Annotated in this window: 18 protein-coding genes and 2 tRNA genes; 11 read left to right on the forward strand and 9 right to left on the reverse strand. The window is 64.2% G+C overall.

Annotated elements, in window-relative coordinates; all coding sequences use genetic code 11:
* Positions 1-34 precede the first annotated feature (34 nt).
* Positions 35-2,857, reverse strand: coding sequence for a phosphoenolpyruvate carboxylase (locus HOC_RS07160; protein ID WP_035537089.1), 2,823 nt, complete (start codon positions 2,855-2,857; stop codon positions 35-37).
* Positions 2,858-3,028: 171 nt separating this feature from the next.
* Here HOC_RS07160 and HOC_RS07165 point away from each other — a divergent pair, with 171 nt between their 5' ends.
* On the forward strand, positions 3,029-3,442 hold the full coding sequence (locus HOC_RS07165; protein ID WP_035537090.1) for a hypothetical protein: 414 nt from the start codon (positions 3,029-3,031) through the stop codon (positions 3,440-3,442).
* A gap of 4 nt (positions 3,443-3,446) precedes the next feature.
* Here HOC_RS07165 and HOC_RS07170 read toward each other — a convergent pair whose 3' ends face one another.
* Positions 3,447-4,448, reverse strand: coding sequence for a hypothetical protein (locus HOC_RS07170; protein ID WP_035537091.1), 1,002 nt, complete (start codon positions 4,446-4,448; stop codon positions 3,447-3,449).
* A gap of 48 nt (positions 4,449-4,496) precedes the next feature.
* Positions 4,497-5,315 carry a TrmH family RNA methyltransferase gene (locus HOC_RS07175; RefSeq protein ID WP_035537092.1) on the reverse strand — a complete coding sequence of 273 codons (819 nt, stop codon included), beginning with the start codon at positions 5,313-5,315 and terminating at the stop codon, positions 4,497-4,499.
* A gap of 112 nt (positions 5,316-5,427) precedes the next feature.
* Here HOC_RS07175 and HOC_RS07180 point away from each other — a divergent pair.
* From HOC_RS07180 to HOC_RS07190, 3 genes are all read left to right on the forward strand, one after another.
* Positions 5,428-5,512, forward strand: a tRNA-Tyr gene (locus tag HOC_RS07180).
* 33 nt (positions 5,513-5,545) lie between these two features.
* Positions 5,546-5,619, forward strand: a tRNA-Gly gene (locus HOC_RS07185).
* A 176-nt stretch (positions 5,620-5,795) separates the two neighbouring features.
* Entirely contained in the window at positions 5,796-7,865 is a 2,070-nt protein-coding gene (locus HOC_RS07190; RefSeq protein ID WP_035537130.1) for a catalase, read from the forward strand.
* Here the strand turns inward: HOC_RS07190 and HOC_RS07195 are convergent.
* The 3 genes from HOC_RS07195 to HOC_RS07205 form a co-directional block, all read right to left on the reverse strand.
* Positions 7,821-8,543 carry a class GN sortase gene (locus HOC_RS07195; RefSeq protein WP_084146190.1) on the reverse strand — a complete coding sequence of 241 codons (723 nt, stop codon included), beginning with the start codon at positions 8,541-8,543 and terminating at the stop codon, positions 7,821-7,823. The genes HOC_RS07190 and HOC_RS07195 overlap by 45 nt on opposite strands.
* Positions 8,533-10,761 carry a marine proteobacterial sortase target protein gene (locus HOC_RS07200; RefSeq protein ID WP_051624614.1) on the reverse strand — a complete coding sequence of 743 codons (2,229 nt, stop codon included), beginning with the start codon at positions 10,759-10,761 and terminating at the stop codon, positions 8,533-8,535. Before HOC_RS07200 ends, HOC_RS07195 begins: the two co-directional genes overlap by 11 nt.
* A 192-nt stretch (positions 10,762-10,953) precedes the next feature.
* Entirely contained in the window at positions 10,954-13,593 is a 2,640-nt protein-coding gene (locus tag HOC_RS07205; RefSeq protein ID WP_156950412.1) for a TonB-dependent receptor, read from the reverse strand.
* Positions 13,594-13,653: 60 nt separating this feature from the next.
* On the opposite strand from HOC_RS07205, the gene HOC_RS07210 reads away from it, so the two are divergent.
* Positions 13,654-14,922, forward strand: a complete 1,269-nt coding sequence (locus tag HOC_RS07210; RefSeq protein ID WP_156950413.1) for a DNA-packaging protein — start codon at positions 13,654-13,656, stop codon at positions 14,920-14,922.
* On the opposite strand, the gene HOC_RS07215 is transcribed toward HOC_RS07210, so the two are convergent.
* Complete coding sequence (locus HOC_RS07215) at positions 14,919-15,365, reverse strand: MarR family winged helix-turn-helix transcriptional regulator (protein WP_035537093.1); 447 nt, start codon at positions 15,363-15,365, stop codon at positions 14,919-14,921. The genes HOC_RS07210 and HOC_RS07215 overlap by 4 nt on opposite strands.
* 61 nt (positions 15,366-15,426) lie before the next feature.
* Between HOC_RS07215 and HOC_RS07220 the strand changes: the two genes are divergently transcribed.
* Both HOC_RS07220 and HOC_RS07225 read left to right on the forward strand, forming a co-directional pair.
* On the forward strand, positions 15,427-16,101 hold the full coding sequence (locus tag HOC_RS07220; protein WP_035537094.1) for a glutathione S-transferase family protein: 675 nt from the start codon (positions 15,427-15,429) through the stop codon (positions 16,099-16,101).
* 95 nt (positions 16,102-16,196) lie between these two features.
* Positions 16,197-17,315 (forward strand): FAD-dependent oxidoreductase, encoded by a 1,119-nt coding sequence (locus HOC_RS07225; RefSeq protein ID WP_035537096.1) that lies wholly within the window; start codon positions 16,197-16,199, stop codon positions 17,313-17,315.
* On the opposite strand, the gene HOC_RS07230 is transcribed toward HOC_RS07225, so the two are convergent.
* Together HOC_RS07230 and HOC_RS07235 are read right to left on the reverse strand one after the other, a co-directional pair.
* Positions 17,312-17,794 (reverse strand): hypothetical protein, encoded by a 483-nt coding sequence (locus HOC_RS07230; protein ID WP_035537097.1) that lies wholly within the window; start codon positions 17,792-17,794, stop codon positions 17,312-17,314. The genes HOC_RS07225 and HOC_RS07230 overlap by 4 nt on opposite strands.
* Positions 17,791-18,675: a ParA family protein gene (locus HOC_RS07235; protein ID WP_051624616.1), complete on the reverse strand. Its 885-nt coding sequence runs from the start codon at positions 18,673-18,675 to the stop codon at positions 17,791-17,793. The genes HOC_RS07230 and HOC_RS07235 overlap by 4 nt, the downstream gene beginning before the upstream one ends.
* Positions 18,676-18,900: 225 nt before the next feature.
* Here HOC_RS07235 and HOC_RS07240 point away from each other — a divergent pair, with 225 nt between their 5' ends.
* The 4 genes from HOC_RS07240 to HOC_RS07255 all read left to right on the forward strand — a co-directional run bounded on the left by HOC_RS07240 (position 18,901) and on the right by HOC_RS07255 (position 22,029).
* Positions 18,901-20,025 carry a phage portal protein gene (locus tag HOC_RS07240; RefSeq protein ID WP_035537099.1) on the forward strand — a complete coding sequence of 375 codons (1,125 nt, stop codon included), beginning with the start codon at positions 18,901-18,903 and terminating at the stop codon, positions 20,023-20,025.
* The gene (locus HOC_RS07245) at positions 20,022-20,252 is read left to right on the forward strand and encodes a hypothetical protein (protein WP_035537101.1); all 231 of its coding nucleotides are present in this window, start codon (positions 20,022-20,024) and stop codon (positions 20,250-20,252) included. Before HOC_RS07240 ends, HOC_RS07245 begins: the two co-directional genes overlap by 4 nt.
* A gap of 121 nt (positions 20,253-20,373) precedes the next feature.
* Positions 20,374-20,796: an HK97 family phage prohead protease gene (locus tag HOC_RS07250; protein ID WP_035537103.1), complete on the forward strand. Its 423-nt coding sequence runs from the start codon at positions 20,374-20,376 to the stop codon at positions 20,794-20,796.
* Between the two features lie 57 nt (positions 20,797-20,853).
* Positions 20,854-22,029 (forward strand): phage major capsid protein, encoded by a 1,176-nt coding sequence (locus HOC_RS07255; protein WP_035537104.1) that lies wholly within the window; start codon positions 20,854-20,856, stop codon positions 22,027-22,029.
* Positions 22,030-22,086: the final 57 nt, after the last annotated feature.

Below are 22,086 nucleotides of genomic sequence, written 5' to 3' on the forward strand. Positions count from 1 at the left end.
ACATCTGTACAATGACGGGAGTTTAATGTGGCTCCTAGCCAAAGGCCCGATACGCATGGGTGATCGCAAGGCTGATTCCATGCAGTGCACGGTCGATTTCGCCGAGCGGGCCGATGATGTTGCGATGGATGCGGTCATAGCCATAGGCGTTTGACTTCGCTTCGCTGCCAGCCTCGGTCAGCTCCTTGAACGGCGTATCCTCGTCGCGCCCGCGCGGGAAGATCTTCACCAGCATCTCCACGGCGTCGCCGATCTGCATATCCAGAACCATGCGCAACAGGTCGCGCGTATTGGTGTCGTGACGCTCGGAAATGCGCGGCAATTGCCCCACCAGAACAAAGGCATGCATCATCAGCGCCTGCCTTATGGCATGCAGCGCGTGCAGGTCGAGCCGTCCTTCATGGCGCTCTTCGGCGGAGGGCGCATCGTCGAGCTGGGCCAGAAGGCGGTCAAAACGGCCAAGGTCGATCGACAGCAGGTTGGCAATCCGGTTGATCGAGATCGCGGTCTCGTCATCGCGCAGGCCATAATACACGGCGCGGTATGCGCCCGCCCGCTCAGGGTCTGCGAGCCGCGAATGCGCGATCCACACGCTCGGGTCGAACACATTGGCATAGGCGCGCAGCGCCGGCAGGCTGGTCACCACGCGGGCATTCAGCGCCAGCAGGATCAGGCTGTGCATGCGCGGGCTCGTATTGATCAGCTGCACCAGCCTGTCATTCTCGCGTTGCAGGGACGAGCCGATGCCCGCCGCCGTGTTCGCCGGAATGCCCAGCTGCTGCAGCGTCGCATTGTGAGAGATCGCCCGCAACGCGCGCGGACCGGTCGGCCCGCCCGTGCGGCGCTTCTGGCGCGACCCGGCTTTCACCACCAGCCCGGCGGCAAAGTCGCCCAGCAGTCGGCCATAGTCAGGGTTAACGAACAGGCGCTCATGCCAGGCCCTGAGGGACCGGTAGAAATCCCAGACAAGATCGGTGCGCGTATAGAACGGGTCTTTCGACGTGTCCGGCGGAAGCGACAGCGAGCGGCGGCACCAGGCGGCATAGGTCGTCTCGGCCATCACCGGATTGGCAAAGTGCAGGAAGCCATCACCGCCCTGAAAGCTAACCTCATGCATCAGCGGCAGGTTGCGCGCCGCCGCGCCATTGCGCGTCCACGGCGTCAGCGCATGGTCGAACCGCTGGCCGAAACTGCCGGGCCATGCGCCGCGTCCCATGGACTCGCCATGCGTGTTGAAGATCAGCAGCGCCACATCGGCCTTCTTCGCGGCCAGCGCGCGGGCGATCAGATTATGGATGCGCTCAATCGCCATGTCGGCGGCGACCTGCCCGATGAAGCGTCCGGCATCAGAGAAGCCAAGCTGGATCGAGAGATAGCCGCGCTCTTTCACATAGCGCAGGAATTCAGGCTCTTCGAGCAGGCGCTCGATGAATCGGCCGCCGGTTTCCAGCGCCTCCGGTGTCTCGAACAGCGGAGAGATGTCGAGCTTGTCGGCCACGCCATATTGCCGGGCGAGGTAAAGCGCGCCCATCACGGTCGCCGGGTTCTCGCTCTCGGCGATGAGGAAGCGGATCACCGAGCCGGAATCGATATGTTTCAGAATCTGCGCGCACATCATGAACTGGCGCCGCGCGGTCGACTGCTCAAGGAAGAGGTCAGCGAAGTTCACATCCACCGGCTTGGAGTTGCGTGCCTTCTGCGACAGCTGCGCGAGGGCAAGGCGGCCCAGCTGGCGGTCCTCGGTCTCAAGCCCAAGGTCGCGGTTGATGACGGTGCGCACCTGCGCAGCATTGACCCGCAGGTGAATGCGCGCCGTGCCGAGCTGAAGCGACTCCACTTCTGCCCGGAAGGCGATCAGGTTGGCCGCCAGCGCATCGTCGGCTTCGGGGATAACGCCGTCCAGAACAGACGTGATCTCGGTCGCATCAATGATCATGCGCTTGCTGTGATTGCTCAGCGCATTGGCAGCGGCGACCAGCTTCTCCGGGTCGGTCAGGTCCTGGTCAAACAGTTTGGCGTCACCCGCCGTATCCTTGGCTGCGCCGCGCAGGCGCACGATCAGCCGCGCGAGCGGGGCGATCTTGGCGCTGCCCGACATGGCCTCCAGCCGCTCGCCATAACGGGCCAGCTGGTCGGCCTTTTCGCGCAGGCGGAAGGTCAGCGACTGAGACCAGTGAATATCGGTGCGCCCGTCAAGGTCATAGCCGACCCAGCTCGCCAGCGTCGGCAGGAAGGGCCGCAGCTCGCGCCACTGGTCCGGAAACGCCTTGCGCGCCACGTCGAGGATGACGCTGGCATAGACCTGCTGCGCCCCGGCGGCGTTCAGCAGGGCGTCCTGCACTTCGTCATGCTCGCCGTTCAGGTTGATGCCCTTGTTCCACTCGCGGCCATCCTCGCGGATATGTTTGAGCAGCGCCGCGCGGGTAGACTTGTTGGGCCGGGTCACATGCGCGGTGAAGGCCTGTCGAAGGGCCCGGGAAAGGGCAAAGGTCGGGTGGGCCGTAAACACGATGCCGCCCGTGTTCTGCTCGACGCTGGCCTTGAACGCGTCGAAGCCCTCTGCGGCCAGCACGTCCAGCCTGCCGCGCACATCGGCCCAGGCGGCCTTGGCATCGGCGTCATAATGCTGCTCGCGAAACCGGTCGGCCCGCTCGCTGATCAGCGTCAGGTGCAGGTCACCGGCAAAGCGCGAAAGGTCAGCAATACTGGTGCGTCCGGCCTCAACATCCTGGAAAAGCGACTGGGCCAGCGCGAAGACCGAATTGGTCATCGGATCGACTGCAATGCGGGCTGATTGGGCCCGCAGGAAGTCTTGAGCGGCGGCGAGGGTGAGCGGTGTCTCGGTTGCGTTCGTCATAGGTCCAGCACAAAGCCTCCTTTGAGACCGTTGTCAAAGCGGCCCGACGTCAGACGAGCCCTGCAATTCAGCAAGGCATTGAATGTTATTCCACGCAAGATTGTCCTTATGGAGTGGTACATGAAAACGATATGTCGTATCAGTAATGTGCCGTTACAGGGGCAAGTGTAGATGCAGATTCGCGCAACAGGCATGATCCTGGCTAGCGTGGCCAGCCTCGGCTTGGCCATGCTGCCTGCTATTGCGCAACCGGCTGCCACCAGCACGGAAAAGGTGCTCATTCCGGCGGCGGAAACCTCCCGCGTGGTCGAACCTGCGCCTGCGCCCCTCACCAGCCCGGTGCCCGCCGCCAATCATAATATCATCACGCAGCCAGAGGTTTGCCGCATCCGCACAGGCGACGAATGCCTGCACACGGCCACCGCCTGCCTGAAGGCGCGTGCCATCGGCCATCTCTATGAAGTCGAATGGCGCGCTGGTGCCCCGGTCGTCGTGCGCGTGCAGGACGGCATGAGCGATGCGCAGGAAAAAGGCGCACGCGGTTGCGCCGCCGATCTCCAGCAATGCCTTGCGGGAAAGTGCTGAGCGCCTAGCGCCGCCCGAAGAATTTCACCGCGCCAAGCAGGCCAGCAATGGCTGAGCCGAGCCCGCCCAGCAGCACGAACAGCGGATTGGCCTGGTCGGCAAAGGCAATCGCCCGGTTGAGGCCCGACACCTGCACCGTCACCGTATCGCGGAACGTGCGCAGCGGCACCACCGAATCCTGGTCGATGGCATAGATCTCGAACACAAGGTCATGGTCGCCTGCCGACAGCGGCATCACCGACCAGCGCCAGACATTCTCGGTCAGCGGCGACAGTTTCTGGATGCCGGGCGACATTTCGACGATCTCGAAATTCGCGCCGCTCACGCGGGCTTCCACCCGCTCGGACACTTTGGCCTCGCCGGTTACGATATTGCCGCCCCGGTTTGGCAGGGCATCGACCGCCGTGTCGTCGCCCGTCGCATCAAGGGCGAGGGTCACGTCAAAGGCGCGCTTGTATTCGGCCGTCTTGGGGGTCTCATGTGCCACCGGAACGGTCTGAAGACTCTCCATGAAAGCCTCGGCATGGGATTTGGACGGCGGTGGCGGCGCCGCGACGCCTGCCGCTTCGGCAATCGCATCGGCCGCATCGCCCACGTCGGCGAAGGCGTCTTCAGCCACGTTCTCGGCAGTGTCAAACGCGTCCTGCACGGAGGCGACGCTGGCCGTTTCGTCGTCAGAAAACTCCGATGGTGACAGCGAACGCGACTTTGCCATGGAGCGGGCTTCAGGGGCCGGGGCCGTCGCCATTGGGGCTTCTTCCATGGCCTCAGGTGCCGCTTCCATGCTGGCCTCAGGCGCAGCTTCCATGGCCAGTTCGGGTTCCGGTGCCGCTTGAACAACCTCCGGCATAGGCGCCTCGGCCATTTCGTCCATCGTTAGGGGGGCGCCGGCTGTTTCCATGTCCATGGCTGCGGGCTCTTTAAAGCTCTTCATGACAGCCGCGCCGCCAAATACAGCCGCCGCTATGCCGCCCAGCAGAAGGAGTATGGAGAAAAGTCTAAGCATCGCGCGCGCTCCCGATTGGCGATTCAACCCGTTAACTCTAGCAGAGTGTCACGCGGCTGGGAAACGATCCCGACTCGCTTCGTAAAACGCAATTGCGGCAGCATTGGACACGTTCAGGCTTTCCATTTCCGGCGCAATCGGGATGCGCGCCAGCTCGGCGCAGGCCTTGGCCACAGCCGGGCGCAGGCCCGATCCCTCGGCGCCCATCACGATGGCCAGTTTCGTCGTGCCCGAAACAGCATCCGCGAGGCTACGGCGGCCTTCCCCGGCAAGCCCCACCGTGTGGTAGCCAGCGTCGGCCAGCTGCTCCAGCGCCCGGGCAATATTCACCACCCGCGCTTCAGACACTGTTTCCACAGCGCCCGCCGCGCTCTTGGCCACCACACCGCTCACCGGCGGGGCATGGCGCGTCTGCAAAACAAGGCCCTGAAACCCGAAAGCGGCCGCCGAACGGTAGATCGCGCCCAGATTGTGGGGGTCAGACACCTGGTCCAATACGCAGATATGGCTGATTCCGCGGTCAATCAGGTCTTCCAGGCTCGCCGGGTTCAGCGGCGCGGCCTTCAGCGCCAGGCCCTGATGCACCGCGCCAGCAGGCAGTCGGTTGTCCAGATCCTTGCCGAGGATGATTTCCGGCGTGATTCGCGCCGCACCGAGCCGTGCCGCCGCGTTTTCGGTCGCCAGCAGCATGTGCAGCGTGCGCGACGGATTGGCCAATGCAGCGGTCACCGCATGTGTACCCCACAGCCAGCCTTCGCCGTCTCCGCCGCCACTGCGCTCGCGCGGGCGGTCCTGCCGTGGGCGCGGCGATCCGTCCGCTCCGGCAGGTGCTTGTGTGTTTCGGCGTTTTGGATGGTTGCGCGCCATTTCTTTCGTCCCTATAAGGCCGTCTCCTGAAGCGGATGAGGGCACGTAATTGACGTGCCTTTAGGCGGTTCGGGGCGACGGCGTCAATTATCGTAAGTCGCAGGCAGCCCTTGGAGGGGTGGCCGAGTGGTTAAAGGCAGCAGACTGTAAATCTGCCCGCATAGCGTACACAGGTTCGAATCCTGTCCCCTCCACCACTGTTTGTGTTATGGTCGAGCGACGCGTCAGGCGCGGGTATAGCATAATGGTAATGCACTAGCCTTCCAAGCTAGCTATCTCGGTTCGATCCCGTGTACCCGCTCCAGAATCGTCTCGGTTTCATTACAACCCGGCCATGAATCGCGCCGCTGAAGCCTTTGATTTAACTTAGGTTATGGCTTTGCCGAATTTCCCATAAAGCGTGCAACGAAAGCCTTGGGGCGGCGTAGCTGAGAGATGCGGCCCGCCCTGCGCCGCCTTTTCCAGCGAAAGGATTTCCCCATGCCGATGAAGCCCGGAGCCCCCCTCGACAAGGGCGGTGCGCCCCATCAGACCACCAAGGACGGCTACGAAGCCATGACGACCCAGCAGGGCGTCCCCGTCCGCGATGACCAGAACCATTTGAAGGCCGGAACGCCCGGCCCGATGCTGATGGACGACTTCCATTTCCGGGAAAAGATGTTCCATTTCGACCATGAGCGCATTCCGGAGCGCGTCGTTCATGCGCGCGGCTATGCGGCCCATGGCTTTTTCGAGCTGACCGACAGCCTTGAGGAATTCACCAGCGCGAAAGTGCTGACGGAAACCGGCAAGAAAGTGCCACTGTTCACGCGCTTCTCCACCGTTGCCGGCAACAAGGGTTCGCCGGACCTAGCGCGCGACGTGCGCGGCTTTGCGGTGAAATTCTACACCGATGAAGGCAACTGGGATCTCGTTGGCAACAATATCCCCGTCTTCTTCATCCAGGACGCGATGAAATTCCCGGACCTGATCCACTCCGCCAAGGCCGAACCGGATCGCGGCTTCCCGCAGGCGCAGACGGCGCACGACAATTTCTGGGACTTCATCTCCCTCTCGCCCGAAGCGATGCACATGGTCATGTGGATCATGTCCGACCGGACCATTCCGCGTTCGCTGCGCTTCATGGAAGGCTTCGGCGTCCACACGTTCCGCCTGATCAATGCCAAGGGCAAATCCTCGTTCGTGAAATTCCACTGGAAGCCAAAGATGGGCATGCAGTCGGTCGTCTGGAACGAAGCGGTCAAGATCAACGGCGCCGACCCGGACTTCCACCGCCGCGACCTCTGGAACGCGATCGAGATGGGCGACTTCCCCGAATGGGAACTCGGCGTCCAGATTTTCGACGACAAGTTTGCTGACAGTTTCGCCTTTGATGTGCGCGATGCGACCAAGCTGATCCCCGAAGAAGACATCCCCGTCCGTATCATCGGGCGCATGGTGCTCGACCGCCGCGTCGACAATTTCTTCGCCGAGACCGAGCAGGTCGCCTTCTGCACGGGCAACGTGGTGCCGGGCATCGGCTTTTCCGACGACCCGCTGCTGCAGGGGCGCAACTTCTCCTATCTCGATACGCAGATCAAACGGCTCGGCGGACCGAACTTCACGCATATTCCCATCAACGCCCCCAAATGCCCCATGCGCACCTTCCAGCAGGACGGCCACATGGCCATGAAGAACCCGGTCGGCCGCGCCAATTACGAGCCCAACAGCTGGGGCACCAAGGATGGCGGCCCGCGCGAAGACCCGGACAATGGCTACCAGCACTTTGCCGAGCCCATCAACGGCAAGAAGGAGGCCCTGCGGCCGGAATCCTTCGCTGACCATTACAGCCAGGCGCGGCAGTTCTATATCAGCCAGACCGAGATCGAGCAGGCCCATATGGGCGACGCGCTCGTTTTCGAACTGAGCAAGGTGGAGAAGGCCGAAATCCGTGAGCGGATGGTGGCCCACCTCGTGAATATCGACAAGGGCCTCGCCGATACGGTCGCGGAAGGTCTCGGTATCAAGACGCCGATGGCCATGAAGGCCGCCCGGCCGACCATGCAGGACCTGAAAGCTTCCGATGCGCTCAGCATGCTCAAGAACCCGCCAAAGAGCTTTGCCGGTCGCAAGCTCGGCGTGTTCCTGTGCGACGAGGCTTCGGCAAAATCGTTCAACGCCGTGAAAGACGCGGTCGAGAAGGCTGGCGGCACGGTCGCCGTCGTGGCGCCGACCATCAATGGCGTAGACCTTGATGACGGCACGCACGTCCCCGCAGACGAGAAGATCGATGGCGGGCCGTCTGTGCTTTTCGATGCGGTGGCGCTGATGCTGACCGAAGAATGTGCCGATGACATGGCGAAGAAGCCACCGGCGAAGGACTTCCTCAACGACGCCTTCGCGCACTACAAATATATCGGCTACACGCCTGACTCGATGAAGCTTTTCGAAGCCATCGGCATGGCCGACCACATGGATGGCGGCTGTATCGAACTGGGTAAACCCGCCAGCATCAAGAGCTTCGTTTCAGAACTCGCCAACCTGCGCTTTTGGGATCGCGACGGCGCCTGATCGCGCCTTTGCCTCGGCAACAGGACCAGACCCGCCAGCCTCATCGGTTGGCGGGTCTTCCATTTGCGCGATGGCTATGTAGCGCTGGGATGTAGGCGTGACACCGCTGAAGGGATAGCAGGTCGTCAGGGCAAGCGTGGGGGCGCCTGTGCCGCCGGGCCTGAGCAGGCTGGCGTTTGCGTCCACGATACGGGTCTCTGTGAGCGTGTAGATGTGCGGCGTGCCATTAGGGCCGGTGAGGGTGATCGCGTCCCCAATCTCGGCGTGCTGCAGGAAGGCGAAATGGCTGTCCCGGTGGCCGGCAAGCAGCGTCAGGCCGGGCTGGCCGGGCGCAGCGGAGCCATCCATCAGCCCGGGGCCAAAGGCCAGGGCCTGACCGCTCGTGCCGGTGAGCACGATGGCTGAGGCGTGGAGACGGGGCAGCTCCAGCTTTGCGGCGGGCGTCACGTCGGCCCAGGGCCACGGGCGAGCGTTTGTGGCGCCGTCCAGTGTTGCCTCCCATGCGTGCGCGAGCAGGATCTGGCTGAGCAGCGCCTTGGCTTTCAGGTAGGCGCCATTGCCCATCAGGAGCAGGCCGGTGAGGAGGAGGGCTGAGGTGAGAAAGGCCCCCCTCCGGCCCCGGCGGGGCCACCTCCCCCATGTGGGGGGAGGACGCTTGGCGGCTGCGTCACATGGCATGGCGCAACCGAATGCGGCGGAAGACGAGTTTCACCATGAAGCCGAGCAGGACGAGGATGATGCCGGCGAGCAGTTTCAGGTCTGACAGTGTGCCCGTGTTCGGCAGCGGGACGCCGCGATCGACCTGCATGGGGGCGTTCATCTTTTGCGCATCAGGCTTGCGGATGGCGAGGGCGTCGACGGGGATCATCGGCGCGTCGGAGCGGATGCCTTCATGGCCGAAAACCTTGCCGAAATCCCAGCCTGCGGGGAGGTTCAGCGGCACTTGCGCGCTGTCCAGCTCAGCCCCGTCCGGGCGGCTCGGGGTCACGTCAACGGCGACCAAGCTGGTGAGGCGCGAGACGAGATGGTGGGCGAGGGCGACGCTGAGGATCTGGTCGTCGATCAGGTCCGGCAATGTGTCGGCCCGGGCGCGGTCGAGTTCCAGCGAGGCGATTTTCTTGCGGGCCCAGAGTTTGGAAATCCCCTCGCGTTTTGCGGCTTGCTTGAGAGGGAGACCGACTTTCCAGGGCTGGTCGCCGTTGAGGCCGGAGACCCAGACCAGTCCATCCTTTGCGGCGGCATGGGCGGCGATGACGAGGGTCTCGCCGGAATAGACATCCGGCAGCGGCGAAGGCCAGGCTTCGACCTTGGTGCCGTCGGGCCATGTGGCGGCGAGGCTGGTGATGGCGGGGCTTTCGAGCCTGGTGAAGAGGGCGCCCATGCGCGCGGCGACTTCGTCGATATCGCCGATGTATGTATAGCTGCCCTGGCCGAGTTCGGCGGCGCGGGACATGAAGAAACTGTTGGGCGCAGAGCCGATGCCGACGGTGAAGATGCGTGCGTCGGCGCGGTATTGGGTGATGGTTTCAAACAGTTGTTGCTCGTTGCCGATGGCGCCGTCGGTGAGGAAGATGACCTGACGCAGGCGACCGTCGCCGGTGCCATGGTCAGCGAGGGCTTCACGCAGGGCGGGCAGCATTTCGGTGCCGCCAGTGGCCTCCAGATTGTTCACCCAGCGTGTGGCGCGGGCGCGGTTGGTTTTGCTGGCATCAAGGGGGTGATCGAACAGGGCGTGGGTCACGGAATTGAACTCGATGACGTTGAATCGGTCCTCGGGTTTCAGACGGGCAATGGCGAGGGCGAGGCTGTCGCGAGCCTGCCGGATCGACTCGCCGCCCATGGAGCCGGATGTGTCGATAATGAAGGTGATTTCGCGGGGTGGGGGCGGGGCGGACTGGGCGGCGACGGGGGGCGTGACCATGAGGAGGTAATAGGGCTCTCCACCGATGGTTTCTGTAAACAATGCTGCGCTTGGGGCCTTGGAGGCCTTGGGGGTCCAGGTGAGTTCGAAGTCGCGATTGGCATAGGTACTGCCGGAGGACAGGGTGAGGTTTGCGGCGCCATTGCCGGACCATTCCGTGTCCATTGGATGGTAGGTCGACTCCAGTTTGCCGACCGGGAAGCCGGCATCGAGGGAGACGTTCAGCGTGAGCGGGTTGGCATTGCCAAGTTCGGGGTTGAGGACGGGCGGGGAGATGCGGTCACGATCCGGCACGGGGTCGACGACGGCCCAGCCCTCTTCGCCGAGGGCGGCGGTGAGGATTTCGGGGGCGGGCATGTAGCGCGGGGCGACGGTCATGGGGAAGCGGAGGGAGAAGGTGTCGTCGGTGAGGTGGACGGTTTCCTGATACTCGATCTGGACGATGATGGTCTCGCCGGGGCCGATATTGGCGACGGAATTAGTGAAGAGGTTTGGCCGTTCCTGTTCGAGCAAGGCGGTCTTCTTGCCTTCGGATTTGGCCTGTTCGTAGATGGCTTTCGCCTTCTTCTTCTCTTCGATCATGCCTTCGATGAAGCGGTCTCCGATTTGCATACGGAGCGTATCGACGGCGCTTTCATCGGGCAGGGGGAAGACATAGACGCCTTCGACCCAGCCATCGGTCGTGTTCTCGAAGCGCTGGGTGACGCGGGTGCGGGCGATGGGGCCGGAAATGTCGATCTGCACATCCGTCAACAAAGACGGGGCCTGAACGTATTTTCCTTGGGTGGATGACTTGAAGAGCAGCGTGCCGGTGGTGGCATCATTCGGCGTGACGAGGCGGGGTTCCTGATCGGCCCAGGCGGCGCCGGCGGCAAATGCCGCCGCTGTCAGGGCCGCGCCGAGCCATTGACCTGAACGGGAGAACAGGGGACTCCAGTCTGAGACACGGGCACGGATCCTGACGGCGGCGAACATGGGAAGCTCCTTTCATTGCGGATTTGCAATGATTGGAAGCTGCGCCCCGAATAAGGCAGGAAAGGTCTCGCTTTCAGGCAGGCCCGGTACGTGTTCGGGGCCATTTCCCGATGGGATTGCGGCGAGCCTGTGCCGCAATAGGCGGCCTTCCCCATGGATTTGAGGTGGGGGAAGGCCGCTGGAGGGAGGCGGTTAGTAGGTCAGGCGGACGCCGGCCTTGGCAGTCCATGAGTAGGTTTCGTATTGCAGGAGGCGATCGGTGCCCGGACCTTTCTGGAAGGCCAGGTAGGGCTCGTCATTGAGGTTCACCCACTCAACGAAACCCTGGACGTGATCGTTGAAGCGATACTTGGCCGAGGCGTCGATCTGGAGGTGGTCCTTGATATAGCGGTCGCTTTCAGGGTCGCCGCCAAGTTCGTCGAGATACTCGTCGCGATAGGCGGCTGTGAGGCGCAGGGACAGGCCTTCCTTCTCGTAGCCGAGCATCGCGTTCCAGGTGTTCTTGGCTGCTGCAGGCAGGTTGATGGAGCGTTGGCCGCCGTCACCGTCTGGCACGTCGCCTTCGGCGTCCGTGTAGGTGTAGTTGAAGCCGACAAGGGTCCCGTCAAGCAGGCCGGGCAGGAAGTCCAGCGCCTGCTGATAGTTGAACTCCACGCCCTTGACCTTGGCCTTGTCGCCATTGATGGCGATGGTGGCCTCATCATAGGCGATGCCACGATAGACGCCGGGCACGTCAAGGTTCTGATCGACGATGAAATCCTCGATATCCTTGTAGAACGCGCCAATCTGGATCACGCCGCCGGGAGCGAAATAGTATTCGGCGCTGATGTCCGCATTCCATGCGTGGTACGGATCCAGATCGGGGTTGCCGAATTCGCCTTCGCGCTCGTTATCATCGTTCTGCTCGATCAGGAAACGGGGTGCCAGTTTGCCGATGCCGGGGCGCACGATACTGGCGAATACACCGCCGCGCAGGATGATTTCGTCGTTGACCTGATACTTGACGCTGACGCTTGGCAACCAGTCAGTATAGTCCTTCGAGGTCGAGAAGGGCGTGATGACATTGGTGTCTTCGTCGAGCACTTCGCCGTTGAGGGTGGCGCCCTCTTCATAGGTTTCGAGCGTGTTGCCGTTCAGATCATCCTTGGTCTGCTCGACGCGCACACCGCCGATGACTGTCAGATCGCCCGTCTCGTAACGGCCCTGGAGATAAGCGGCGTAGATGTCTTCCTTGACGTCGTAGAAGGCCGCAGCCGTTTCATACTCGGTGTCGAAGGCGTTGAGTTCGAACAGATCCCGGTTGGCCGCAAAGAAGGCACGCACCTGGCCGAGGTCTGGCAGCGGACCAAGGTCAGCGAGACCATAGCTCTGGCCGCCGGCAACATCGGCGAGCGTGTAGTCATCGGCGCCGTCAAAGCCGTCATAGACCAGGTCGGTCAGGTTGTAGTCCTTCTCGCGCAGGCGGGCCTTTACGCCGGCCTTCAGTTCGAAGTCGCCCGAGGCAAGCGCAAACCGACGCGCCGCATCAAACTTGCCCGACCATTCCTTGTCGGTCGACATGCCATCGATGCTTTCGATCTTATCGAACTCATATTCCGACGGATCGAGGAACAGGTCCTGGCCGCTGGTGATCGTGTATTTCGTGGTTTCGATATTGGCATAGTCGAACGTCACGCCGAGGCCATCTCCCTCGAACTTGCGCTCGAAACGGGTCGGGTCAACCGTATTGGTTTCGTGCTCTTCGGCTTCCGAATAGGCGATCAGGTAATCGAACGACCACTTGTCGAGCTGGGTGTCACCACCGATCTGATAGGACTGGATTTTCTGGCTTTCGAAACGGTCTTTCAGATCGCGCTGGACGGTGATTTCCCCGTCGGCATCGTCGAAGAAGGCCGTCGTGCCGGTGCCGCTGGTGGGCGCTTCGTCCATTTCGAAGGTGAGTCGGCCGCGCTGTTCGGTGTCGTCGAACTGGCTGTATATGCCTCGGGCAAAGAGCGTGGTGGCATCAGTCGCTTTCCAGTCGAAGGACAGCGAAGCGCCGAGGCGCTCGCGCTCGACATCATAGTCGCGATACTCGACGGTGTCGGCGTAGACCTGGCCGTCGTCTTCGTCCCAGCCGTCCATTTCCATATTGTCTGTGGACGTCTTGCGATCATAGTAGGACAGGCCGCCGGCAATGCCGAACGTGTCGGAGACCGGGATCGAGAAGTCGATCGAGCCCTTGGGCGATGTCTCGCCGTTCAGGTCATTGTAGGAGCCCTCCAGAACGGTGCTTATATAGAGGTCTTCGCGGTCGAAGGCCTTGGTCGTGTTGATCTCGATGGAGGCACCGATCGTGTCGGCGTCCATTTCCGGGATCAGTGTCTTCTTCACCTCGATGGATTCGATGAGTTCCGAGGCAACAACATCGAGTGCAACGGCGCGCGTATCAGACTCCGGCGACGGCAGGCGGACACCGTTGAGCGAAGCGGCGTTCAGTGACGGGTCAAGCCCGCGCACGGAGATGAAGCGGCCTTCGCCCTGGTCGTTCAGGATGTTGATGCCGGTGAGGCGGCGAGTGGATTCGGCGACGTTCTGGTCAGGGAACTGGCCGAGGGCATCGCGGGTGACGACGCTCTGGATCGTGTCGGAGGCGCGCTGGCGGGCGATGGCGCTTTCCATCATGGCGCGCTGGCCAACGACAAGCACGGTGTCGAGGCGCGCGTCGGCGTCAACTTCCGTGACCTGAGCATTGGCGGCTGACGGAAGCCGCGATGCGGGCGGCAGCAGGCGATGCGCCGAAGGAGGGAATGGGGGATGGGAGGGAGCCGGATGAGGATGCAATCTGGGCACGACTTGAGGCTGTCGAGCAGGAACGTGGGCTGGGCGACGCTGGATTACAGGGTGCGGGCGATGGCGATGCGGATGGGGGTGAACAGTCTTCCGGAGGAGATAAAGGCCTACCTGAGACAAAATCCGTTCGTGTTCGAAGCAAGGGATACGCAGGTGCCGCCGGAGGGGGCGTGGCGGACATGGTTGTTCATGGGCGGACGTGGCGCTGGCAAGACGCGGGCGGGGGCGGAATGGGTGCGCATGGCGGTGCGCCGGGGATGCCGCCGGGTGGCGCTGGTGGGGCCGGCCCTGTCGGATGTGCGCGAGGTGATGATCGAGGGGCCGAGCGGCCTGCGCCATCTTGATGGGGCCGGAGGGGCGCCTGTGTATGAGGTGTCGCGGCGGCGGCTGGTCTGGCCGAACGGGGCCGAAGCGTTCGCCTTCTCGGCGGAAGACCCGGACAGTTTGCGGGGGCCGCAGTTCGATGCGGCCTGGTGCGATGAGGTGGCGGCGTGGGCCAAGGGCGAAGCGGTGTGGGACACTTTGCAGATGGGCCTCAGGCTGGGGGCGTTCCCGCGCTGCGTGGCGACGACGACACCGCGCCCTGTGGACCTCGTGCGGCGGCTGGTGGCGGACGGGGGCAGCATGATGACGCGCAGCACGACGCGGGAGAATGCGGTGAACCTTGCGCCGGGCTTTGTCGACATGATGGAGGCGGCCTATGCGGGATCGGCCATGGCGCGGCAGGAGTTGATGGGCGACCTGCTGGAAGACCCCAAGGGCGCGCTGTTCCTGCGCAGCATGATTGATGCGGCGCGCGTCTATGCGGTGCCGGAGATGGCCGACATTGTGGTGGCGGTGGACCCGCCGGCGACGAGCGGGCCACGGGCCGATGCGTGCGGGATCATTGCGGCGGGCGTGGCGGAGTCGGCAGGCTTTGGGCGGCGCTGTTTCGTGCTGGGCGATGCCTCGGCGGCGGGGCTGCGGCCGGCGGACTGGGCGGGGCGCGCGGTGTCGCTGGCCGAGGCGGTGGGGGCGAGCATGATTATCGCCGAGGCAAACCAGGGCGGCGAGATGGTGCGCCAGACGCTGGAGAGCGCTGGCTGCCGGTTGCCGGTGCGGCTGGTGCATGCGCGGCTTGGCAAGCGGGCGCGGGCGATGCCGGTGGCGCTGCTGTACGAGCAGGGGAAGGTGGCGCATCTCGGCCTGCTGGCGACGCTGGAGGACCAGATGTGCCGGTTCGGGGCGGAGGGCTTTACCGGGTCGCCGGACAGGGTGGACGCGCTGGTCTGGGCCGTGTGGGCGCTGATGCTGGAGCGGACAGGAGGCCCGCGCATTCGAGCGCTTTAGGCGAGAGCGGCGAGGCCGGTGCGCAGGCCCTTGATGGCGCGTGGCGGGAGGCCTGCGTCGATGTCGGCATGCGTCTGGCGCCAGATGGGGACGGCGGCGGCGAGCGTGCGGCGGCCTTCATCGGTGAGGGCGAGGCGGCGGCTGCGCTTGTCTGCGGGATCGGGCGTTGAGGTGAGGAGGCCGCGCTTTTCGAGGGGCTTCAGGTTGGCCGTGAGCGTGGTGCGGTCCATGGCGAGGAGGCTGGCGACGGCGCCGATGCTGGGCGGCTGTGGCCGGTTCAGCGACATGAGGAGCGAGTATTGGCCGGACGTGATGCCGAGGGGGCGGAAGGCCTCGTCAAAGCGGCGCGAGAGGGCGCGGGCGGCACGCTGCGCGGCGAGGCAGAGGCAATGGTCGCGGACGTGGAGCGTGGTTTCGAAGGGTACGGCGTGGCTGTTTGACATGGTCTATATATGTTGATATCAACGTAAATGTCAAGACCGGGGACGCAAGAGGAGACACGCCATGCCCGAGACCGCCAATGCCGCTATCGAGCTTACGGGCTATAATTGGGTGCCGGACTTTGCGAAGGGCCATGTGCGCGATATCCGCGCGCGCTGGGCGCTGGAAGAGGCTGGGATCGACTATCGGATGCGGCTGTTCAATGCGTCCGAGGAGCGCCCCGAAGCCTATCTGAAGGAGCAGCCTTTTGCGCAGGTGCCGGCGCTGAAAGAGGGCGATATCCAGATGTTCGAATCCGGCGCGATCATGCTCTATATTGCGGAAAAGAGCGACAAGCTGATGCCGCGCGACCCTGTCACGAAGGCGCGGGTGACAAGCTGGGTGATTGCGGCGCTGAACAGTGTCGAGACGTTCGTGATGCCGCTGATGATCATTGCCAAGTTCGAGCCTGACGCCGAATGGGCCAAGCTGCGTCGGCCGGACGCGGAGGCCATGGTGCGCCAGAAGCTGAAGCGGCTGTCGGACTGGCTGGGCGAGAAGGATTATCTGGAGGGCGCGTTCAGCATTGGCGACATTGCGATGGCCAGCGTGCTGCGCGACCTGGAAGAGACCACGCTGCTGGGTGAGCGGGCCAATATTGCGGCCTATCACGCGCGGTGCCTTGCGCGCCCGGCGTTCAAGCGGGCGCTGGCGGCGCAGATGGCGGGCTTTACCGAAGGGCCGGTGGTGGCTGCTTAGGCAGGGGCCGCGTCCGCTGACACGGGCGGCGGAAACGGCTTGATCTCCGACACGGGGCAGCGGAGGCTGCGACCTTGAATCAGGAGAGACGGGCCATGAGACATCTTACACGGCGGGCCTTCGGGGCGACGGGGCTGGCGGCGGTGGTGACGGCGTGTGCGGGGGTGCCAGCGTCGCGCGGGCCGGGCGTGGTGATGAAGCAGGTGCCGCCGGTGATCGTGGATCCGGGCCGGGTGGCGCGGGTTGTGGTGGGCCTGAGACCGTATCGTCCGACGGGATTCCGCGTGGAGCGGGAGATGCTGGGCGAGACAACCGTTATCCATAATTATGGCCATGGCGGCGGCGGCATCACGCTGTCCTGGGGCACGGCGCACCTGGCCGTGGAGGAGGGCTGGGACCCGAACGTGAAGGATTATGCCGTGATGGGCGCCGGGATTGTCGGCCTGTCGACCGCGATGCTGCTGCTGGAGCGCGGGGCCAATGTGACGATCTATGCCAAGGCGCTGTCGCCGGAGACGACATCGAATATTGCGGGCGGGCAGTGGTGGCCTGCGTCTGTGTATCAGGACAGTCTGGTGGATGATGCGTACCGCGCGAAACATGTGGCGGCGTCGCGCTTTGCGTTCCAGCGCTTCCAGCTGCTGACCGGGCCGGAATATGGCGTCACGTGGGAAGTGAATTATGTGCTGTCGGACACGGCGAAGCCGGAGACGCCCGCGCCGAAGGGCAGCCCGATGCATGAGTTCGTGGTGAACGAGCGGGAGTATGAACCGGGCGAGCTGAGCTTCAATGCGCCGTTCGCGAAGAGTTTCGACACGATGATGGTGGACACGCCCTATTACCTGCGGGTGCTGGAGCGGGATATCCGGCTGCGCGGCGGGAAGATTGTGGTGCAGGCGTTTGAAGATGTGGCGCAGGTGGCGGCGCTGCCCGAAGCGGTAGTGTTCAACTGCACGGGGCTTGGCGCGGGCGTGCTGTTCGGCGACACGGGCATCATGCCGGCGCGGGGGCAGCTGGTGATCCTGCAGCCGCAGGAAGAGGTGGACTACAACATCATCACCGGAAGCCATGCCTACATGTTCGGGCGGCGCGATGGCGTCGTGCTGGGCGGGACGTTCCAGAAGGGCAACTGGTCACTGGAGCCGAGCGCGGAGGACACCGCGATGATCCTCAGCGAGAACCGCAGGCTGTTCGAGCGGCCGCAGCAGGCCTAGTTGCCGGCGCGGAAGGACTTGCGGCCGAAATAGGCGTTCTTCGGGGCGTCGTCGCTGCCGGTGGGGGGCGTGTCGTCGGCGGGCGGCGTCGTGTCTTCAGCCGGGGCGGCCTCTTGCGTTGTGGCATCGCTGGCCTCGGCGGGCGCGAGCGTGCCGTTGAGGAGCTGGCGGATGTGTGCGGCGGCGGCGCCGGCGGTCGAGACTTCGAAATCGTCGACATGCTTGTCTAGGCGGCGGGCGAGGAGGCGAGCCTGGTGGGCCGTGAGGCGCTTCAGCTCGGTTTCGAAAAGGTCATTGCCGACAGTTTCGCGCAGGAGGACCATGTCTTCCGTCGTCTGGCCGGCGGAGATCATGAGCTTGCGGACGAGGAGGCCGGCGGCGGCGGTGAAGTCCTTGTCGCCGAGCTTGGCAAAACGGTCGCGATTGTCGAGCAGGGCTGCCAGCACGCCGGCCCCTCCGGTGGCTGTCAGGGTGCTCATTTCAATAGCTCCAGGATTTCCTTCATGAGGGAGTCGATGATGCCGAGGGCCTCACCGGGCCATTTGGCCGAGAGGGTCGGATCCGGGCCGAGTTCGATCGGATTGGTCGCAAAGCCGGTCTTGAGAGGAACGACAGTCTTGAACATCCGGAATTCGGCTTCCTTCGAATTGGCGGCATCGCGCATGGCTTGCAGCACGACCTGCTGGTGGGGCGTGTTGTCAAAGCGGGTGGCCAGGACAACAGGCAGGTTCTCGATATCACGATCGCGCAGGTTTTTCATGATGTCGCCGGTGAAAAGATCGAGGCCGAGCGTGGACATGAAATCCGGGATCGTGGGGACGATGATGAGGTGGCTGGCCGCGAGCACGCTTTCGGTCATGACCGAGATGCCGGGCGGGCAGTCGCAGATGATGATGTCGAACTCGCTTTTCAGCAGGTCGAAGTCGTCGCGCAGGCGGCGGCCGACCTGGCCTTCGAGGGCCTGCATCGAGTATTTCTTGGCCGTGAGTTCGTAGATCAGCTCGCGCTCTGTCTTGCGCAGGCGCGGAGACGAGGGGATCAGATCGAGGGGCAGCGGCTTGCCGTCATGCGTAACGTCGCTGGCATTGGTGACGACGAATTCACCGAGGCGCTTTTGCTCGTTTGCGAAGAAATTCTCCAGCAGCCAGTCGGAAATCGTGGCGTAATCATTGATCGCCTGGAACAGGTGTTCATCGCCCTCGTGGCCGTAGACGAGCAGCGATGCGTTGGCCTGCGTATCAAGATCGACGACGAGTGTGCGGCGGCCAGAAGCCGCGAAGGCTTCCGCCAGCATGACGCAGGTGGTTGTCTTGCCGACACCGCCTTTTGAGTTGGCGATCGAGATGACGCGTGCCGACATTCTGCTAGCTCCTCTTCCCCTGTCACAAGCGCGGCACAAAGCAGATTTGGGTCTGCATGGCTATTGCCTGTTTGTTTAAAAATGCAGGGCCGGAAAGCCCATTTCCCTCAACTTTTCAGCCTAGTGCCCGAGGATTGCTAGGGAAAATTATCTTCCGTCCGACCGGCATGCTGACCGGGGTAAATTCACTCCATCGGAAGAAGTTCCATGGAGGCGAGACGAAGCATGAACTGGGGGTGGCCATTTGCAGGAATGCGGCGCGAATCGAAAGCGGCGGCACCTCTGATTGCACTGTCGCAATTGGGGGTAGCGGCGTGGGGCGGGCGCGACGCGGCGTCGCTGACGCAGGACGGCTATTTGCGTAACGCGGTGGCCTATCGCTGTGTGCGCATGGTGGCCGAGGCGGCGGCCAGTGTGCCGCTGGTGACGGGGCATGAGGCGGCGGCGAAACTGCTGCGCGCACCGGCACCGGACATGGCGGGGGCGAGCTTTCTGGAGGGCGTTTACACGCAGCTTCAGCTGGCCGGGAATGCGTTTGTTGAAGCTGTGCAGATTGACGGGCGGGAAGGCGTGGCGGCCCTCTTTGCGCTGCGGCCTGACAGTGTGCGGCCGGTGACGGATGCGCGTGGCTGGGTAGAGGCCTGGGCCGTGCGCGAGCGGCGCGGGGAGCGGCTGATCCGGCGCGAGGACACGGGCTGGAGCCCGGTGCTGCACCTGAAACTGTTCAATCCGGCCGATGATGTGATGGGCCTGCCGCCTTTGGGCGCCGCAAGACGGGCGCTGGACCTGCACAATGCAAGCGCCGACTGGGCGAAGGCCTTGATTGACAATTCGGCGAAGCCTTCCGGGGCCCTGGTCTATGGCGGCGGCGGGCGCTTGCCGGACGAGCAGTTCGAGACGCTGAAAAGCGAACTTGAGGCGCATTATTCCGGCGCGGCCAATGCCGGGCGACCGCTGCTGCTGGAAGGCGGGCTCGAATGGCGGCCGATGTCGTTGTCGCCCGCGGAGATGGATTTTCAGGAGGCGCGCAATGCGGCGGCGCGCGAGATTGCACTGGCTCTGGGCGTGCCGCCGATGCTGCTGGGCATACCGGGGGATAATACGTATTCGAACTATCGCGAAGCCAATCTGGCCTTCTGGCGGATGAGTGTGTTGCCGCTGGCGGAGAAGATGGCGGCGGCCCTGTCGCTGTGGCTGGATGAGCCGCTGGCCGGGGATGTCGAGGTGCGCTGCGATGTGGACCGGGTGCCGGCGCTGTCGGTCGAGCGCGATGCGCTGTGGGCGCGGCTGGAGGGGGCGAGCTTTGCGACCGTGGACGAGAAGCGGGCGATTGCGGGGCTGGGCACATGAATTTCGAGAAGAAGATCACGCTGGCCTTCGTGATGGCCGTGCTGGTGCAGACCGGCGGCGCACTGGTGTGGGCCGGGGCGGCGGCGGAGCGGATTACCGTCCTTGAACGGAGCGCGGAGGCCGGGCGGCCTGTGGGCGAGCGGCTGGCTCGCGTGGAGGCGGAACTGGGGGCGGTGCGCGCGCAACTCGACCGGATGGAGCGGAAGCTGGAGGCGGGGAATGAGTAGCCCGCTGCTGGATTCGCCGTCTCTGCTTTCGCAGCCCCTGCCTTCGCAGGGGAAGCGAGACCTTTGTCGCGTGAACCAAGTTCCGTGTGCCCTGCGCAGGCAGGGCCACGGGCCGCGAGAGATGAAGAACCAAAACGCGCTGCTGATTGAGGGCTATGCCAGCCTGTTCGGGGTGGCGGATGCGGGCGGGGATGTGGTGCGGGCGGGCGCGTTTGCGCGGAGCCTGCGCGAGAGCCGCGTGTTGCCGATGCTGTTGCAGCACAGGAATGGCGCGGTGGCCGGGCGGTGGACCCGGATGATCGAGGACGGGCGCGGGCTGTATGTGCGCGGGCTTGTCGAGGCGGAGAGTGCGCGGGGGCTGGCGACGCGTGGGCTGGACGGGCTGTCGATCGGGTTTCGGCCGCGCCTGTGGCGGGCGCGTGTTGAGGGCGGGCGGGAGCTGATCGAGGTGGAGCTGGTGGAAGTGTCGCTGGTGGCGGTGCCGATGCTGGGGGCGGCGCGGTTTGCGCTGCTGGGCGGCGCGGAACGGAAGATGGCGGCCTGAGATCCCGGCGTACGCCGGGATAGCGGGTAAACTTTTTGGGTTGGTGAAGGAGAGAGCATGACCAAGGAAACGAAAATGGCGGGGCCGAAGCCGGAAGTGGCCGAGATGATGGCGGCGTTCGAGGCCTTCCGGCAGGCCAATGAGGAACGGCTCGGCGAGATCGAGGCGAAGGGCGCGAGCGATCCGCTGACGGATGAGCGACTGACGCGCATAGATCGCCAGTTGGAGGCGCTGAGCCTGAAGATGGCGCGGCCGGAGGTTGGTGTGTCACCGGCGGCGCGGGAAGATGATGCGCGCAGCGAGGCCTGGGGGCGTTACTTGCGCACGGGCGATGATAGCGGCATTTCGCGGCTGGACACGAAGGGCCTGAACACAGGCAGCGACGCGCAGGGCGGCTATGTGGCCCCGCCCGAGCTGGACCGGCTGATCGAGGCGCGGCTGATGGCGGCAAGCCCGATGCGCGCGATTGCGACCGTGCGGCAGACGTCTGCGGGCGTGTTCCGCAAGCCGGTGGGGCTTGGCGCGGCGGCAAGCTGGGTGGGCGAGACGGCGGCACGGCCGGAGACGGCGACGAACGGGCTGGCATTGCTGGAATTCCCGGCGGGGGAGCTTTACGCGATGCCGGCGGCGACGCAGGCCCTGCTCGAGGATTCCTATGCCGATGTGGACGCCTGGCTCGCCGACGAGGTGGAGGGCGCCTTTGCGGCGCAGGAATCGGCGGCCTTTGTTTCGGGTGATGGCAGCGGCAAGCCGCGCGGGTTTCTCGACTATGAGATCGTCGCCGAGGGCAGCCATGTCTGGGGCAAGATCGGCTCCGTGGCGGGGGACTTTACCGCCGAGGACGCGGCCGACCAGATCATTGACCTGATCTATACGCCGAAATCGCAGTTCCGGGCCGGGGCGCGGTTCGTGATGAACAGGCGCACCGTGTCAGCCGTCCGGAAGCTGAAGGATGGTGACGGGCGCTATCTGTGGCAGCCCGGCAATGGCGGCGAGCCGGCGACCGTGATGAGCTATCCGGTGACCGAAGTGGAAGACATGCCGGATATCGGGGAAGGCAATGCGGCGATTGCGTTCGGGGATTTCCGGCGCGGATACCTGATCGCCGACCGGCAGGGAGCGCGCGTGCTGCGCGATCCGTATTCGGCCAAGCCCTACGTGCTGTTCTACACGACGAAGCGTGTGGGCGGGGGTGTGCAGAACTTCGACGCCATCAAGGCGATGGTGTTCTAGCGCCTTGCGATCCTCCCCCGTTCGCGGGGGAGGTGCCCGACAGGGCGGAGGGGGAAG

Source organism: Hyphomonas oceanitis SCH89 (genome assembly GCF_000685295.1).
GTDB classification, from domain to species: Bacteria; Pseudomonadota; Alphaproteobacteria; order Caulobacterales; family Hyphomonadaceae; genus Hyphomonas; species Hyphomonas oceanitis.